This is a genomic window from Rhodococcus sp. NPDC079359 (assembly GCF_040702585.1).
Taxonomy (GTDB): domain Bacteria; phylum Actinomycetota; class Actinomycetes; order Mycobacteriales; family Mycobacteriaceae; genus Rhodococcoides.
The window spans coordinates 431,523-448,675 of record NZ_JBFBLH010000002.1 but is presented as its reverse complement, the minus strand read 5'-3'; the positions used below and the strand labels follow the sequence as shown (position 1 = coordinate 448,675).

At 60.5% G+C, this 17,153-nt stretch carries 6 protein-coding genes; 4 read left to right on the top strand and 2 right to left on the bottom strand.

Annotated elements, in window-relative coordinates; genetic code table 11:
• Positions 1-19 precede the first annotated feature (19 nt).
• On the bottom strand, positions 20-1,120 hold the full coding sequence (locus AB0362_RS06810; protein ID WP_366235255.1) for a glycosyltransferase: 1,101 nt from the start codon (positions 1,118-1,120) through the stop codon (positions 20-22).
• Between the two features lie 258 nt (positions 1,121-1,378).
• On the opposite strand from AB0362_RS06810, the gene AB0362_RS06805 reads away from it, so the two are divergent.
• The 4 genes from AB0362_RS06805 (at position 1,379) to AB0362_RS06790 (ending at position 12,064) form a co-directional block, all read left to right on the top strand.
• Positions 1,379-2,398, top strand: coding sequence for an acyltransferase (locus tag AB0362_RS06805; protein ID WP_366235254.1), 1,020 nt, complete (start codon positions 1,379-1,381; stop codon positions 2,396-2,398).
• 294 nt (positions 2,399-2,692) lie between these two features.
• Positions 2,693-4,789 (top strand): hypothetical protein, encoded by a 2,097-nt coding sequence (locus AB0362_RS06800; RefSeq protein WP_366235253.1) that lies wholly within the window; start codon positions 2,693-2,695, stop codon positions 4,787-4,789.
• Between the two features lie 936 nt (positions 4,790-5,725).
• On the top strand, positions 5,726-9,631 hold the full coding sequence (locus tag AB0362_RS06795) for a VCBS domain-containing protein (protein ID WP_366235252.1): 3,906 nt from the start codon (positions 5,726-5,728) through the stop codon (positions 9,629-9,631).
• Positions 9,632-10,201: 570 nt separating this feature from the next.
• Complete coding sequence (locus AB0362_RS06790; RefSeq protein WP_366235251.1) at positions 10,202-12,064, top strand: hypothetical protein; 1,863 nt, start codon at positions 10,202-10,204, stop codon at positions 12,062-12,064.
• 459 nt (positions 12,065-12,523) lie between these two features.
• On the opposite strand, the gene AB0362_RS06785 is transcribed toward AB0362_RS06790, so the two are convergent.
• Positions 12,524-15,805 carry a VCBS domain-containing protein gene (locus tag AB0362_RS06785; RefSeq protein WP_366235250.1) on the bottom strand — a complete coding sequence of 1,094 codons (3,282 nt, stop codon included), beginning with the start codon at positions 15,803-15,805 and terminating at the stop codon, positions 12,524-12,526.
• Between the last annotated feature and the right edge of the window lie 1,348 nt (positions 15,806-17,153).

Below are 17,153 nucleotides of genomic sequence, written 5' to 3'. Positions count from 1 at the left end.
GCTGTCACCTGGGTGCACGCTATCGGCCCAGGTGGTCGCTGAGCGCCAATTCGTAGTTTGCACACACGAGTTCCCAGGTGTACTCGTCCTTCGCTCGTTGCGCTGCCCCAGCGCTGAGGTCCTCCTGTCGGTCCCCGTCGTTGATCAGGTTATGGATCGCGTCGGCGATCTGGGTGGGTTGGGGCTCGACGAAGACGGCATTGTCTCCGAGCACTTCGCGGTTGTAGCGGGTGTCGCGCGCAACAATAGGCGCGCCGCATGCCATCGCCTGCACCAGAGCAGGATTGGTACCTCCGACGCTGTGGCCATGGAAGTAGGCACCGGCGTTCTCCCACAGAGAGAAAAGCAAGTCGTCGTTGCTGAGGTGTCCGTACCACTTCACGTTCGAGTTGGACTCGGCCAGATCTTTCACTTGCCGCTCGATGTCGCCGCCGTATCCGGACGAGCCGACGATCACCACCTGCCATGTCTGGCTTAGAACGCGGGCAGCAGCAAGGAACGGCCCGATGGTGTTCTCGGGCACGAACCGAGCGACCATCAGCACGTACTTGCGTCGGCTCAATCCATCGATGATCGGGCCGTTGTTCTTCAAGTCCCCGCCGTATGGAATGAAAATACCGTCACGGCCGCAGTATTCGCGCCACCGGATACCCAGTTCCTTGGAGTCGTATATCAGGGACGTCGCAAATTTTCCGGTGAGATAGCCGCCGGCCTTGAACACGGCCTTGGCTCCCTTTCCCCACTTCTCGCGTTCCCATTCGACGCCATCGACGTTGACGACGGTTGGTATGCCGCGTGCTCGGAGGAGGGGGAGCCAGAAACCGTTGGCGACGTTCATCACCAACGCGACGTCGGGACGATCGGTCAGGGCGTGAACGGTCGACGTCAGGCCGTAGGACAACGTGCTGAGCGATTTGGTTTCGATACCTGGGGTGACGATGGACCGGACGCGACTGTCGCGGTTCGCGTCTTCCGTACACAATCCACCGGGCCGTCCGTAGACGTTCACCTGCCACCCTTGCTCGGCGAGGTACGGTGCCAGTCGGCGAACCAATGTCTCGAAGCCACCGTAGTAACTCGGATAGCCGCGAGTGCCGATGATGCTCACTGTGCGCGTCACTGGGCCTCGTCAGAATTTCGTGGGGCTGTCGGGTGGCCGTAGCCAATGTATCGAGACCGAGGCCTCGTCAGTCTGTCGTTCGGACCGCATCCCGAAACGTGAAACGAATGCTAACCGAACATGCGGCAATTGTCTGCACCGAATCGAATCGGCAGAACCGGTGCTTGAATACGTAGATCCGAATTCGCCCTGGGTCCGGAAAGTAAATTGCCGACGGTAACGAAATGGCACTTGTGAGTCGGAGAAAGGAAGTCTGCAGTGCACGAGCATGATCGCGCTACACTTGCTTACGCGGCCGGCCGAACTCAGTGGGTCGACGTAGCGAAGGCCGTCGCGATCATCGGAGTTGTTCTCTTCCATGCCGGTTCGCTCGCGTCGGGTAACGACCAGGCAGCGCGAGTGTGGCGCGTTCTCGACATCGGGATCTTCACGTTCATCCTTCCCCTGTTTTTCCTCCTGTCGGGCCTCTTCGTGGGTAGGAGTCTCGGGCTGCCGTTGCTCGCCTATCTGCGCGTCAAGGTGTGGCCGGTGGCATACCTCTGGATCACCTGGTCAACGCTGTTCGTAGTGCTGTTCTCGGTTACCGGTGGCAGGCTCGGCGCAACCGTCCTCGCCACGCTGACCTTGCACACCATCCTCTGGTACCTCGCCGCGCTCGCGGTGCATCTGACGGTTGCGCGCCTCACGCGTACCGTTCCTGCCTCGATCCAACTGGCCGCCGCCCTGCTGCTGGCTGTGCCGTTCGCAATCCTGCAACCGTTCGAGGGATGGGGCCTGGCGCATACCCCGCACTTCTACATCTTCTTCCTTGTAGGAGTGTTGTTGCGGGACCCAATAATTGAAGCAGTGCGGGTGGGGCGCGTGTTGCACATAATGTTCTTTGTGGTGGTGGGGATGCTGCTTCTGGCGGTTGCCGGAGTTGTACCACAAGCCGATCGGCTGGTGTACGCGCTCGCGCCGCTGGTCGCTGTTCCCGTCATTCTGATCATTTCTCGGATGCTCACCGATTGGTCGGTGGCCGCGGGGCCTGCGGCGTACCTGGGTCGGCGGACGTTGCCGGTCTTCGTCACGCACCCCCTGGTGGTACAGCTCGTAGGCCTGGCTGTAGCGGACCGGAACATCGGAGTTGCCTTCGCTCTCCTCCTTCCGATCATCGCCTTGTCGGTCGCATTGGGGGTCGGGCTCACAGCAGATTTGATTCTGCGTCGAGTTCCGGGTGTCTTCGGACCTCCGCACCCAAAGAAAGGGCCTGCTGAAAAAGGGTACGGACGTGCATGATTCGAGTTTCGATTCTCGCGAACGGGCGATATGGAGAATATGTTGTTGTGGGTAAGGAACGTATTAAGGTTTCGAAGTAATTCAATTGAATGAATCGATCGTGCGGCATGGTTTCGGTCCGATAACGGTGCTACATTCCAGCTTGTTATAACCGGACATTTGGTCAGCACCTATTCTGGTTCGGTCAACTGCCGTCGGGGCTCGTACCTACAAGAACGATTCGCCGCACCGAGCAGGAGTACAGCCATGCCTCTTCACCGCCGATTTACACCCGCCATGGTTGTCGGAGCCGCTGTGGCAGCGTTTCTTTCGCAAGCCAGCTCCGGAAACGCAGCTACGGTCTCGGCCACCTCGACGGTCACTGCGGCTCCCTCCCTCTACTGCTCGCAGACCGCGGCAGGGTCTTCAGGTGGCCCAGACCCAGATGGCTCAGAGTTCGTCTTCTGCGTCTCGGACGGCGAGGGCGGCACTGCGCGGGGGTATTGGGACGGGTCGGAGCCAGCTGTCGATTTACCTGGTTACAGTGCTGCCACTTCGGAGACCGGCGGTGACGCGACCGTGAGAGTGTCCGAGAATTCGGCAGCCCTCGTCATTGCGTCGTCGAACGCCGTCGCGTCCGCAATCGCCAATGCATCGTCGAAAACTGAGGTTTACGCGGAGGACGGGTCCAATGTCACCGCAACCTCCGGCGGTCAGTCGCGTATCGGGGTTCAAGCTCGGAGTTCGAACGTAGACGTCGTCGCCACTCAGTTTTCCGCGGCGTTCGTCGACACGACTGGCGGGTCGGTTGTCACCGCCTACGTCACGGAGAACTCGCAAGGGGGGTTCAACGTCGATGACGGATCTGACCTGACCGCCTATGTGATCGACCGCTCGGGGGTCCAAGCTGTTTTGGGGAACGCTGCTCAGGCAGTATTGGCCGCCGGGGGTGGGTCCACGATTGGGGCACTCGTGGGAGCGTCGACGCTGTCTGCCCTGGCAACCAACGATTCCAAAATCTCGGCCCAGGTCACCGACGGTTCCGAGGCTGTTGTCAACGCGGACGACGGCTCTGTCGTCGGTACGCGAATACAGGGGAATTCGGTTGGCCTCGTGCGCGCCGCAGACGGAGCCCTGGTGTCTGCTGGCGCGACGGGAGGTTCCGATGTTTACATCGACGCCTATGGAGGCGTGGAGGCTATCGGCGAGTCCAACAACGGTGCAGACGTGGAGGTCACGGCCGCTGATGGTTCCGTAGTTCACGCTGGCGCGACCGGCGCCGGTGCCTCAGTGAAGACGGCGGCTGTCGCCGACGCGTTGCTCGAGGCGACAGCGGACAACTCGGTAGTCGAGGCGCTTTCGGTGGGCGGCTACAGCTGGTCGCAGGCGTTCGATAATTCGGCGATTTTCACGAGATCGTTCGGTTATGGAGCCGAGGCGTATTCGGAGGCGTTCGAAGGGGCGTTGGTTCTCACGCAGGCCGACAGTGGTGCTGATCCGGGTGCGTCGGCTCGGGTGCTCGGGTCGGCGACGGGCAACGTGTATGTCAATGCCGAGGCGAACGGTGACGGTGCGCGGACCGGAGTGGTTGCGGTACCGGTGATTCCGGGTTCGCCGGTGGGTCAGCAGGCGCTGGTGCGTGGTCTCGCGTACGACGGGGCGGAGGTGTCGGTCGGTGCTCAGTTTGTTGCCGGTGATGTGATCGTCGCTGCCGCGTCGGGTGAGGGTAGTCGGGCGTTCGTCGTGGTCGATCATTCCACCGGGACGGGGCCGGTCACGATCACGGTGTTGGCGACCGAGGGTGGTACGGCGTACATCTTCGAGGACACCAACGAGTTCGGGTGCTTCGGTGGCGTGACGTCGGTGAAGACGTCGACGGGTGGGTGCGAGAGCAACGGCAACGTCACGGTGATCACGTATGCGGACGGGTCGACTGGGACGTTCACCGATCTGGTGGTGCCCGCGAATCTGGCAGCGCCGGTTGATATCTCGAGCCCGTTCCCGACCATCGAGCGTCTTGTTCCCGATCTTGACGTCTTTCCGAGATCCGCTGCCCCGGGGGCGCGGGCGGCGAGCACTGTCGTTTCACCGGCGAGCGACTCGGTTCACGAGGCCTTGGTGGCAGAACCTGAGATAGGCGAAGAACTGATTCCGGATCACTCAGCAGCGTCCGATGCCGACGTACCGGTGGCCGTTGTTACGAGCGAGAGCGATGAACCGGCCACTATCTACGATGGCGCGGCGGTGCCTACCGCTCCTGTCGTGACAGAAGCAGAGGGCGACGAGTCACCTGACGAAGGCATCGATTCTGAGGTGGCCGACGAGGTAACGACTGAGGCCAGCACTGGCACAGGCAGTTCGTCTGAAGCCGATGACGAAGCCGGTTATGAGAACGACAGCGGGCCAGAGTGATGGGGAAGTCGTTGTGTGTGAGCGTTTTACGAAGGAAGCGATCGCAGATCGTCAGGTGCTCGCGACTTAGCTTCGTGGACGGCAGCAACGTATCCGGCGGTGGTTGACGTTGAAGCACTGCTGGCCCTAGGCGAATGTGTCGTTCGTTTGGATGAACTCGCTGTTCAGGGCATGAAATGTTCCGATTTGGTTGATACATTGCGTTTCGATTGAGCATGAGGTCCGGACGGGCCGCTGCCCGAAAGGCCCTCCATGACTTCACGAATGGCATCTCGCCGTTGGCTTTTGCGTGTCTCTCTCGTCGCCGCGGCTGTGGGAACGGGAGTCTCGCTCGGACAGAGCGTCGCACTCGCAGACCCAACTACCGGTGACGACGTCGCAATCACCGTCAGCAGCGAACCGGCAACGCCCGTACTGCGCACTGATGACCCGCCGGACGATGCTGACATCAACGCAGTGCCGGCAGACGATCACGGCACTGTCGCGATCGAATCGGAACCGCTGCAGGAAGTTTCCGACCCGGAACCTGTCATCGATCCCGGTGACGACGGTGTGGTGGGGCCAGCCCCTTATCAGGTCCCGGCGGACTCGCCCGATGACGCTCCGGTCCCCGTGACCGAATCCAGTGTCTCTGGGGTTGAACCCGTCGAGGCCAAGGCCGACTTGGATGTACCGGAACCCGCACGGGGCCGGAACGATCCTGTCGACGACGATGCACCGGTCGAGTCACCGCCCGACGAGGCACCTGCCGCAACGGCTGAACCTGATTCCGCGGCCGATCCTTCGGCCATTCCCGGCTCGGCCCACCATCCATTCGACGGCGCACCGACCGTAACGACGCCGACTACGGCAGCTGGAGGGAATGCGCAGCCTCCGGCCGCGTCCCCCGAGCCCATCACATCAGCACCGTCGGTTATCGAGCGACTCGTCGACACCTTGCTCGATATCACGGGGGGAGGGCCGAACGCACAGGACGGTGGGCAGCTCGATGGCCCGCCGATCGAAGCGCTGTGGCTCGCCGCACGTGACCTGCAGGCTCGCACGTCCGCATACCGAACAGCTGGCCGAGCAACAGGTTCGGCGTCGACCGACGCTACCGATGTCAGTGGGGATGGCTACAGCTTCATCGTCGATCCGCTCACCGGCGCGGTCACCGGAACCGTCGACGTTGTTACCTCCGAGGGTGTTGTTCCTGTCTACGTGGCAACCAACGCACCGGACCCATCGGTCGGTAACTTCGTTCTCGACTCGGCCACCGGCGTGTGGTCGTTCACTCCATCGGATCTGTTGCGTCGACTGGCGGTGACGTCGGACGAGGACGACGTCATCGGTGTTCACGTGCTAGTGGGCATTGGGGACTCCGTCACGCACGTGGACTTGGCTGTTCCAGTGCTACCTCTCGCACTTGCGCCCACGTCGGAGCACACCGTCGAGGCGAGCAACGGCACCGTCCACGGGATGATCCGCATCCCCGGTGGCGCAGTCGGAGAACCGTTCTTCTTCGCGGTCAACGCGCCTGACGCTGCACTTGGTTCGTTTGCCCTCGATAGCTATACCGGCGCTTGGACTTTCACCCCCACGACCGTGCTTCGTAATCTGGCCGCACAATCCGCTGGCGACGATGCTTTCGACCTGACTTTCTTGGTGGGTGATGGTCTCGAGGTCGCTTCGGTCACGGTAGCGGTACCTATCGCTCCACCTGTAAATGGTGCCCCGACTGTGGTGCCGGATGCCGCATCGACGACAGTCGATCCAGTGACGGGGACAGTCTTGGGGCAGGTGGTGGCGACCGACCCCGAGAACGATCCGATTGTGTTCGTTGCATCTGACGCTCCAGATCCGGCCATGGGGATTTTCACCCTCGACTCGGCAACGGGGCGTTGGACCTTCACGCCCAGCAGCATTCTTCGAGACCTCGCCACATTGTCCCCCGGTGACGATTCGTTCGGTGTCACCATCCTGGTGGGCGACGGTACGTCCGTACGGTCCGTTGTAATCAGCGTGCCGGTGTCCCCGGTCTTCGTCGACTCGGCACCGGTGATCGGTGATGTCCCGTTCATTGCGACAGGAAACCCGACTACCGGAGTCGTCGTCGGCAGCGTCAACTTCTCATCGCCCGGCGGCGGACCGCTGACCTACACAGTCGGTGGGACATTCGGTCCGGCGAACGGATACCTCGATTTGGATTCTGCGACGGGTGCATTCGTGTATACCCCATCGCTGCGAGCATTGACGGACGCATGGCGATCGCCATCCGGCACAGCACCGGTTAGCTTCACTGTCACGGCAACGACATCGTCCGGGCTCACTGCCACTACGACGGTGAGTGTGCCGATCGGTGTGTCGTCCGATGCGCTGCTTGAGTTGTTGCGGCAGTTCGAAAGTCATCCGTCTGCCGTTGCAGTTGGCAACGATGGTGCGGTCTACGTCGTCAATTCCGGGGCAGGTCGACTCTCCGTCATCGACCCGATCACTCAGACGGTGTCAGCTGTCGTCGCGGTCGGCAAGACGCCGACCGCTGTGGCCGTGGACGCAGAGAATCGTGTGTGGGTGACCAACTCAGGCGATGGCACGGTGACGGTAGTGTCCAATGGGTACGTCATCAAAACCATTCGTGTCGATTCCGGGCCAGCCGGCATCGTGTTTGCCTCCGATGGAACCGCATTCGTGTCCAACTCGGTGAGCAGTACCGTCACAGTCATCGATTCGACCTTCTCGGTGCGGAGGACCGTCGCTGTCGGTAAGAACCCGACCGGCATCGCGGTCGATGCCGACGATCTGGTCTACGTCGCCAATTTCGGTGACGGAACGATCTCGGTGATCGACATGGACAACCTCATCGCTGGCGAATATCCCTGGGACAACGCGAAGGCAACCGACACGATCGCACTGACCGGCGTGAACCCGTACCGGATCGCAATCGGTTCGGACGGAGCCCTTTACGTCACCGATCCCACTCACGACACCGTGACACGCCTTGCCCGATCGAGCGAACAAGCCAGTCGCGCGAACCAATCGGTGTCCCACGATTCCTCGACCTCGTGGTCCCTTCAGGGTGCCCCTCAAACGGTGACGTCCCAGGTCGGGACAGTTCCCTACCTGCTTGAGACTTACGTCGTACCCGGATCTCCCACGAGTATTGCGTCAGGCCTCGATGGAACGATCTACGTTGCGAACGGCAGCGGCAACACGATCACAGAGATCTCGTGGAACGTCGGAACCAGGTATATAACCGTCGGTGCTGGACCGACCGGAATCTCAGTGGAACCCGGTGGAACCCTGTATGTGAGCAACGGCAGCTCAAATACGCTGAGCGTGCTCGGCGGTACCGCACCGGTCCAGATCCCGATCGGACTGGACACCTATCGAGCAACGATGGGTTCGAGCGGTCAGCTGATTTTGACAAACACAATCAACAACGGCACTAGGATAATTCAGGCAAACCCCAACATCGGCGTGGGCCAGAATGCCTCGGCTCATTTTTCTGGACTATCGAGAAGTATCGTTCTGGCAGTAGGGCCGGACGGCCGCATCTTTACCGACAGTCAAGCTTATCTTGGTTACGGCGGGTACATCTACGGCTTCAACGACGCCGGCAATATTGTCTCGTCGGGTATGACCATGTACGGACTGCTGCTCAACAACGACACATCAGCTAGACACGCGGTCATGGAGATTGCACCAGACGGCACGTACTACCTACTCACGAGCGGTTTGCTGTATATCGGACACGACGCTCCCGAGGACCCTCTGTCCTCCACGCGTGGGATCGCATTCGAGCGAATCGTGCCGGAGATTTTCGCGGAGGACCTGGTGGTCGGCACGGACAACCGGTTGTACCTCACGAGCGGAAGCGGAACGATCACGGTCCTGGACCGCACCGATATGTCGGTGATGACAGTGATTTCGGTGCCGGTTGGGGACACGTGGGACGCAAGGCTGAACAATTTTACGCTTGGTCTGGACGGAAAACTTTATGCCACAACCAATTACGGGACTGTGCTTCATATCATCGACACCGCCGACTACTCGGTGCGCACTGTCGTCCCGACAGCCGGTGTTTCGAGTGTCGCTGCCGGTACAGATGGTCGAATCTACCTCGGCACCTATGGTGGCGTCAGCGTCCTGAATGCGAACCTCGACCAGGTTGCGTTCGTCAAGATCGGCGAAGAGACGCCCGTGAAGGTGGTTATCGGTACAGACGGGCGGGTCTACATCGTCGGCGCGACCGTATACGTCCTCGACCCCGGCAGTTATTCGATCGGAACCGTTGCTCTCTCCTCGAGCAATTCCAATTCTGTTTACCCTCGGGATGCCGTCGCCGGCGGAGGCGGAATATACATCCTGTCCGCCAGTTGCGGTCCTTCCTACTGCACCACGCAGTTCAATCAGGTTGGTTTGTCGGGGTCATTGTCGGAGAACGGCATTGGAGTGCAGCAAATGCTCGCGCGTCTCGCCAACATCGCCGATCTTGCGTACGCAGCGACGATCGCCCCCGCAGACGCTATCCACGATGCCCTCGACGGCACCTCAGCCGGTACGGTCGCGGATCTCGCCGGCATAGCCGAGAACATCCAGGCCATCAAGTCCTTAGGTACGCAGGGAGGCCTGCCCATTCTCGGACTCGTCACCATTCTCGATAAGGTCGCTGACCTGAAGGATCGCCTGCCCGGAATAGCAGCGGGCGACATGAAGGACTACCTCCTTGGATTGGCGGACGTTGCGGCAATAGCTATTGCGTTGGCACCGCTAGCCGTCTCGGCCCCGGCAGGAATCTCATTCCTTGCTTTCGCGGGTCTTACGATCACCGTGTTGGAGGCCGTACTGAATCTCGTGCCTTAGATCGATTGCATCTCGGATCTTTCCCGCGATTGCTGGGTCTACATGTTGCGTCGTTCGGGGTACCTTGACCGCTCGATAGCTTTGCAAAGTCAAGTGTGCCGTCACATGAGTGCCCGAAACAGTGGGTAGAGCAGTAGTTTTCAGGGTCATCCAAACGAAGTAATCGTTCCTTGTGCGTAGTTGTATATCCTCGACAGTGTTAGATTTTGCCTAGAAATTCTGGACATTCCGTAGGGTATCTGAGGCCAATCTGTGCCATTGGGGCCTCATTCGAGAATGACCGATCCGTGCCTCGAGTTGGAGTAGACCTTGTCCATGATGCGTAGATCCACCCCTAGCATGATCGTCGGGGCCGTTGCTGCGGCATTCTTGTCTCAAGCAGGATCCGGAGTGCCAGCAACGCTGCATGTCGATTCGGTGGCAACTGCGACTGCGCCGACTCTCTTCTGCGCTTCGAATACTGTCGCAGGATCGCCGAACGGAAACGAGTACTTCGTATGTTCGGTGTCCGATGACGGGGCTCAAGCGCAGGGCTACTGGGACGGAACGCTCCCCACGGAGGTTCCTCTGATGGAGAATACTGTTCGGGCAGAATCCGATGGCAGTGCGCGACTCACACTGTCCGGCAACTCTTCTGGGTCCGCCTTCGCGCAGACCGGTGCGGTCATGGATGCTACGGCGAGCGATCTGTCGTCCGCTGTGGTCTTCGGAGACAGTAATTCGATCGGGAACGGCGCGGCAATCGGAGATTCACATCTGCACGCAGCGTCGCGCCTGTCGTCATTCGTTCGCGCAGTCGCAAGTCAGATGTCCATTCTGACGATCGATGCTGAGGGCGGCTCCACCGTCGACGCTTACGTGACGGATTCGTCCGAAGCGTATCTTGTTGCGAAAGGTGGCTCGAACCTCCTCGCATACGTGATCGACCATTCGGGTGTGTCTTCCAGTATCGATGATGGTTCGGATGCCGAACTGGCCGCCGGCGGATATTCGGGAGTGTCTGCATACGTATTAGGCTCGTCGGTCTCTGCGTTGGCCACCGATAGATCGGTCATGGAACTGTACGCCGAGGACGGCAGCGACATGATTGTCAAAGCTGACGGCAAGTCCTATGTGGGCTCTCAGAGCATCGATTCGACGGTGTTCGTTCGTGCGGCAGACGAAGCGCTCGTGGTGGCAGGGGCGTTGGACAACGCGTCCGCCTACGTCGATGCCAGCGGTGGGTCGGAAGTGCTTCTGGTGGCCAGCGAGGGTGGCTATGCCGAAGCCACAGCCGCACTCGGGTCGGTAGTACACGTCGACGCTTCTGGTTCCGGCGGGGTCAGGGCGGCCGCTGTGTACGACGCTCTGGTTCAGGCAGAGTCCCTCGACTCGACAATCGAATCGGTGTCGATCGGCGGCTACAACAATGCAACTGCTGTTAATGGATCGTCGGTGTGGGCACAGTCCAGTGGATATGGTGCCGAGGTGTACGCCGAGGCGTTCGACGGTGCTCGTTTGGTCACCTTCGCGCAGAGTGTGGACCCAGAGAACACAGCGCGCGTCGTGGCATCGGTCTTCGGCAACGTTTCGGTCAATGCCGAAGCCAACGATGAGGGGTCTCGTACGAGCATTGAGGCTTATTCCGAGCAGGAGACTGACGGAGCACAGGCAGAGGTGCGTGCACTGGCATACGACGGTGCGGAAGTATCGGTCAGTGCGAAGTACGGCGCAGGCGATTCAGTGGTGGCTGCCGCAGCTGGTGAGGGCAGCCGAGCGTACGTAATTCTGGACCACACGACCGGAAACGGTCCTACGACGATCACGGTACTGGCCACGCAGGGCGGGACCGCTTACATCTTCACGGATTCGGGCGAGTTCGGTTGCTACGGAGGTGTGACATCCGTTCGGTCCGAATTCGGGTCGTGCGACAGCAACGGAAGCGTCACGGTCATCACGTACGCAGATGGGACCACGGAGACGTTGACCGATCCGGTGGCACCGCCGATGCTTGAGGCTCCACTCGACGTCGAGCTGCCCCTTCCGCCGATCGAGCGATTGCTCGAATACCCGGAGTGGGGTGATCGCGCTGATTCTGCGGCCCGTATCGTCGAAGACTCGAGCAGCCCGGATGACGAGTCGTCGGTTGTGGAGATTACGGGCGAGTCCTCCGGTGCAGCAGGCGAGCTGGAATCCGGAACAAGTGACATAGTCGAATCTGCCGAAGTGTCCGATTCAGCGGAACCGATTGAAGACGAAGTAGCTGCCTCCAAAGGTTCTGGAGATGATGCCGGAACCGAGACTCCGGAGTCCGCGGAGAGCGATCCCACCGGTGAGGCGTCCGACTCGACTCAGAGCGAGACCGTAGACGAGATCGATGTCGAGCCGTCGGACGAAGACACCTCTGAGGCAGAGGCTTCGGAGACGTCCACTGCTTCAGCAATGCAGGAGTGACGGACTCTCCCATCGCGAGTTGATTTACCAGGGTGAGGGACTGGCTTCGATATCCAACAACGAGACCACCGGCCAGTCGTGTCGGTGGTCTCGTTGTTGCTCGCCTTAACCGTGGTAGCAATCGAGTGGGCTAGAGCGATGCCAGCCTGGGTCCAGGTCTTCAGGATCGGAAGGTCGATTTGTTCGCGCCACGGGATGGACTACAACAGGAGATATCGAACTGTGGCTGTTCGGAGATTCGGGCGGATCACAGCATAGAGGGACCGAGAGCAACTGGGACGCTCTCGTTTTGGCAGCCAAGCCTCCCTTTCGGGTTCCTTATATCTAACGTGTCAGATGGACGGCGTAACTTCTTGATGGTGACGCACAGGACGACGCCCCCCTATGGGCTCCTGTTCAGGAACGGGGTGCCATCTGGCCCCGGGTAATGACGTGCGCGTGCAGTTCAGAGCGATTCAATCAGAATTCTGTAACGACGGGCTCGGGCATGATGTCGCCCTGGAACCGAGCCAAGGCATTCTTGATATGCGAGTACTTGGAATCCGTGGACTTGTCCAATTCGCGGCCCAAAGTGAGGTAGGTCTTCTTGTCCCCATGTAGTCCCATTCCCCAACCATTGCGCGTCGAACCCTTGAACACTTGCCCGTTCCAGTCCGCAACCCAGGAAGCGAGCGCGTTGCTCAGGGCGGGGATGGGATCGCGAGTGTCGCGAATGTGCACCACCCTATCGTTCCATTGCGCTGGCTGACTGATCGGTGAGCCGAATGTGATGACGGTTGTGGCGAGTTCTGAGTAATGGTCGGCCAAGTTGAGCGCATCCATACCGCCCTGGCTGTAACCGACAAGCATCATCTCGCTGCAATCGTCACCGCACTCGGCGATGGCGGCGTCGATCATCTCCAGTTGATGTGGTTTCAGTAAGCCTACGTAGGTGGGCGCATTGGATACCCAGGTCTGATGGTCTAAACCCCAGAAGTCAGAAGTGCCGCCGAGATAGACGACCACCCTCCGGGCACCATCCCAGTCACGCACAATTTCGGTGTGAATGCCGTCGTCGTTTCCCGGTTTGCTCCAGAGGCGATCATACAGAGCCTCGAACGTCGCGGGTGATTGTTCGAACTGAATGGGCTGGGACGGATCGTCCCCGGGCTCGGGGTCCGGGTAGTCAGGCACGTCAGGGAGAGGGTCACCGATGATGTCGACGGTGAAACTTGATGCATTGTAGTAGCTTTGGTATTCGATCAGGTAGATCGGTCCACCCGGTCGAGAGTACATGTCCAGGATTGTGCCTACTCGGCTCTCCGAATCGATGGCGTAGGTCAGCGGATCGATCACGAGAGCGCCCTGACCTGTGGAGACAAAGATCAATCCGTTCGGTCCCTCGACAATCGCCTGCGGGGTTACTCCGGTTGGCACCACTGTGATCGACTCGAAGTCGGAGGATAGGACGAAGATCTCACCGAGTTCGTTCGCTAGGTAGACCTTTCCGTCTGAACCGACTTCGATCACGCCCGAGTTCCACGGAAGTGTGACCTCTCGCATCAGATCGCCGGTCGAGTTCAATACGGACAGTTTTTTCTGTCCATCGGAGGTGGGGATCAGATAGATGCTGCCATCGGTGCCCACGTCCATGGTGATTGCGCTGTAATGACTCGGTGCCCAAAGATGGACGCGTCGAATTTCGGCGAAGCTGTCCGGATCGACAAATACAAGATCACCGGCACTGGCATCTGCAACGAGGAGCGTACCGTCAATGCCAAGGCCGACGGTCGAGATCTGATATGGAATCGGAATCGGAATATTTCCCCTGCTTGCGAAGTCCATCTGCGCGAGCCCTTGAGACCTGTGGGATCCGGTCCAGAACACATAGACACGGCCGTCCTCGGACACCATCATTGTTTCGGCGCTGGAAAGAAAGGAACCCACATTGCCGGATTGATAGGTGCCGTCGACAAGGCGGTAGACGGTGATATCAAAATAGCCCGCGCGGGCAACGTACACAGCGCCGTCCGCCCCGTAGGCCACCTGAGGTTTGGTCTGTGTGGCGTCCGACAAGACCGCCTTGTCGATGCTGTATCCGGCCGACAGGTCGGTTGCTGCGGACACGACAGACACCGATCCCGTGTATTTGTTCACAACGATCAACTCCCCGGCCTGGCCGACCGTGATGTTGTTGACCGCAACCGCAGCGTCCAATGTCGATACGGTGCCGCCTTCATCGATGATCGTGATGTCGGCCGTGTCGAGCCCGATGACGTAGGCGGTTCCTGCCGCGTCCACGACCACTCTCGATGGCGTCGAATCGACGACAAATTTTGACAGCACGTCGCCTTGCGAATTCATCATGAAGATAGAGCCAGTGGAGACGTCGGCCAGTCGAATCAATCCGTCCGCACCGATCGTGACTGCGCCCGGTGCCCCAGGCACATCGATGAGATGCTCGATGAATCCACCCGCACCGTCGGGCGTCAATCGGATTACGACTCCCTGTCCCGGATCCGTCAGAAACACAACGCCGTCGGCAGAGACTGTCATCGAACCGGCCGACCACGAACCACTGACGGACCGAACGGATTCAGTAGTCGGATCGACCACAGTGACTGAGCTGCTGCCGTTTTCGAGCACGAATACGGTGCCATCGGCCGCCACAGCGACTTGGTCCGCACCAGGCACCGCGACAGCGAAGGAAGAGACGCTGTACGCGCCCGTGTCGATGATCACTACCCCTAGTCCTGTTCGCGTAGTCACGTACGCGCGTCCATCGGGAGCGACGGTGATGCCCGTTGGACCAGCGCCCACATTGAGCTGTCGGTATAGGTAGCCGTCCGCGTTGTAGACGAACACCGTGTTGTCCTGCCCGTTCGACACGTAGACGAGTCCATCCGAGCTCACAGCGACATCTGTAGGCGCTCTACCAGTTGCGACGGTGTGTGACGTTCCTGCCACTCTGTCAATGATGGTCAGGGTGTTGGCTCCTTCGTCCACCACGTACAGTCGGCCATCTCCAGCCACGGCGAGCGCGACGGGGCGGCTCCCATCGCGCTCGAGCATCGTGACCAACTCGTTGCGGGACAGCGTCACCGGGACGGTGACTGTTCGAGACGAGGACAGTGCACCATCCGACACCGAGGCTGTGAACGTCAGAGTGGTCGGCTGCCCGGAGAAGTAAGCGGACATGAGAGTGTCTCCGCCGGGTGTGAGTGTCCAATGGCCAGTTGCACTGTCGATTTTGACGGTGCCCGCGGCGACCTGCGGGCCGGAGACGATCGTGAAAGTCAGAGGATTCCCGTCGGCATCGGTCGCGGTGAGAATCCCTGACATTGCACCGGACCTCGGATCGACGGTGGTGGAACCCGGACCGTCCACGAATACGGGTGCGCGGTTGGGGCCGAGGGCCGCGGCGATCGGAACATCGATCACCACGGACCCGACGGAGGCTCCGTCACCGACGAGGACCGTCACACCGAATGAATCGTCTCCAGGCGACTGGGCAGCGAGGTCCCGGAGTTCCAGAGTTGGTGTGAACGTCCACCGTCCCGAAGTGGAGTCGAGAGTGAAGGACCCGAGGGATGAGTCGGGTGCGTTCGCGACGACGAACACCAGCCGATCGCCTTCCGGGTCGGAAGCACGTACCAAACCCGAAACTGTCCCTGTTATCGGATCCACGGTCGTGTCCGACACGTCGGTGGTAACCGTCGGCGTCTGATTGACGGGCGGAGCAATGGGCAGGGAGATGGTCACGGACGCGACCTCGTTACCGTCGCCGACGAGCACGGTGACGTCGAATGCGTCCTCGCCGGCCGTCTGAGCCGCCAGGTTACGCAGTACCGTCGTCGGAGTGAAGGTCCACGAGCCGGAAGTCGAGTCGAGTGTGAAGTCGCCAAGCGCTTTGTCCGGTTCGTTTGTGACCACGAAGACCGGTGCTCCGACGGTACCGCCCGGCACCACGATCGAGCCCGAGACTATGCCGGTGACCGGGTCGAGAGTGTGTTGCGACGACGGGGCGAGTGCAAGCGGCACAATGGGGACCGTCACCGATACGGGGATAATTGTCTCGCCCAACCCGACGAGAAGATCGACACCGAATGTGTCTTCCCCTGTCGATCTAGCCGCAAGACGACGCAAGAGGTGCGATGGTGTGAACGTCCACCGACCAGTAGCGCTGTCGATCGCAAAGCTGCCGATTCCTGGGTCGGGAGAATTCGTCGTGACGTACACGGGCGTGGTTCCCTCTGGAACCACGACGTCGATCGTTCCGCTGACCGCTCCACTGACCTCGTCGACAGTGACGCTGTGGCCATCGCTGCTCGCGTCGGTGGGAGCCGAACCCGTTGTGCGACTTGCTGTTCGTTGCGCGATCGTGCGTGCCTGCAAGTCCCGGGCCGCAAGCCAGAGGCCTTCGATGGGCGGCACTTGGCCACTGCCGACGTACTCTTCGTCCGACGCCACTCCTGCGAGGTCGAGAAGCACTCCGACCACACTTTCGAGAACGGACGGGTTGGACTCCGCAGAAGGCGTCGTCGGCGTAACAGGGGCAATCGGTTCAGGACCGGCGGCAGGCGAGCTTGTGTGATTCTCGGAACCTGGCGGAGAGGGCGCTATGTCAATGGGCTTGTCCTGCGACTGTCCAGGGATTGCGTCGTCTGCATCGTGGGAAGGCAGATTTTCTGCGTTGACTGGCGGCCGCGCGCTTTCAGTCGTCTCGGCTATTGGAGCGTCCGCAGTCGTAGGAATTGCAGTGGTGGTAACTGGGTCCTCGTCGAGTGCAGCGGGATCCGCACCGGGTGTGCCGATGTCTGGCTCCCCGATGTGTGTCTCCTCCATCTCGGGATTGAGAGTGCTCGACTCATCGGTATCGGTATCGGTATCGGCATCCGCGTCGCTGGCGACGGATTCGGGGGATTCGGCTTCGGAGGTGACGATCTCGGCCGGGGTTTCTGCCGCCGAGGAAGTGGGGTCGGTGCCGCCTTGGGGTCGCGGATCTTCCGCGGCCGAGTCGTCCGACTCGGTTTGCACAATGGACGGTGTTCCGTCGTCGGTCACGGGCTGGGCAGCAGCTGATCCTAAGCCGAGCGCGATGCCCGACCCC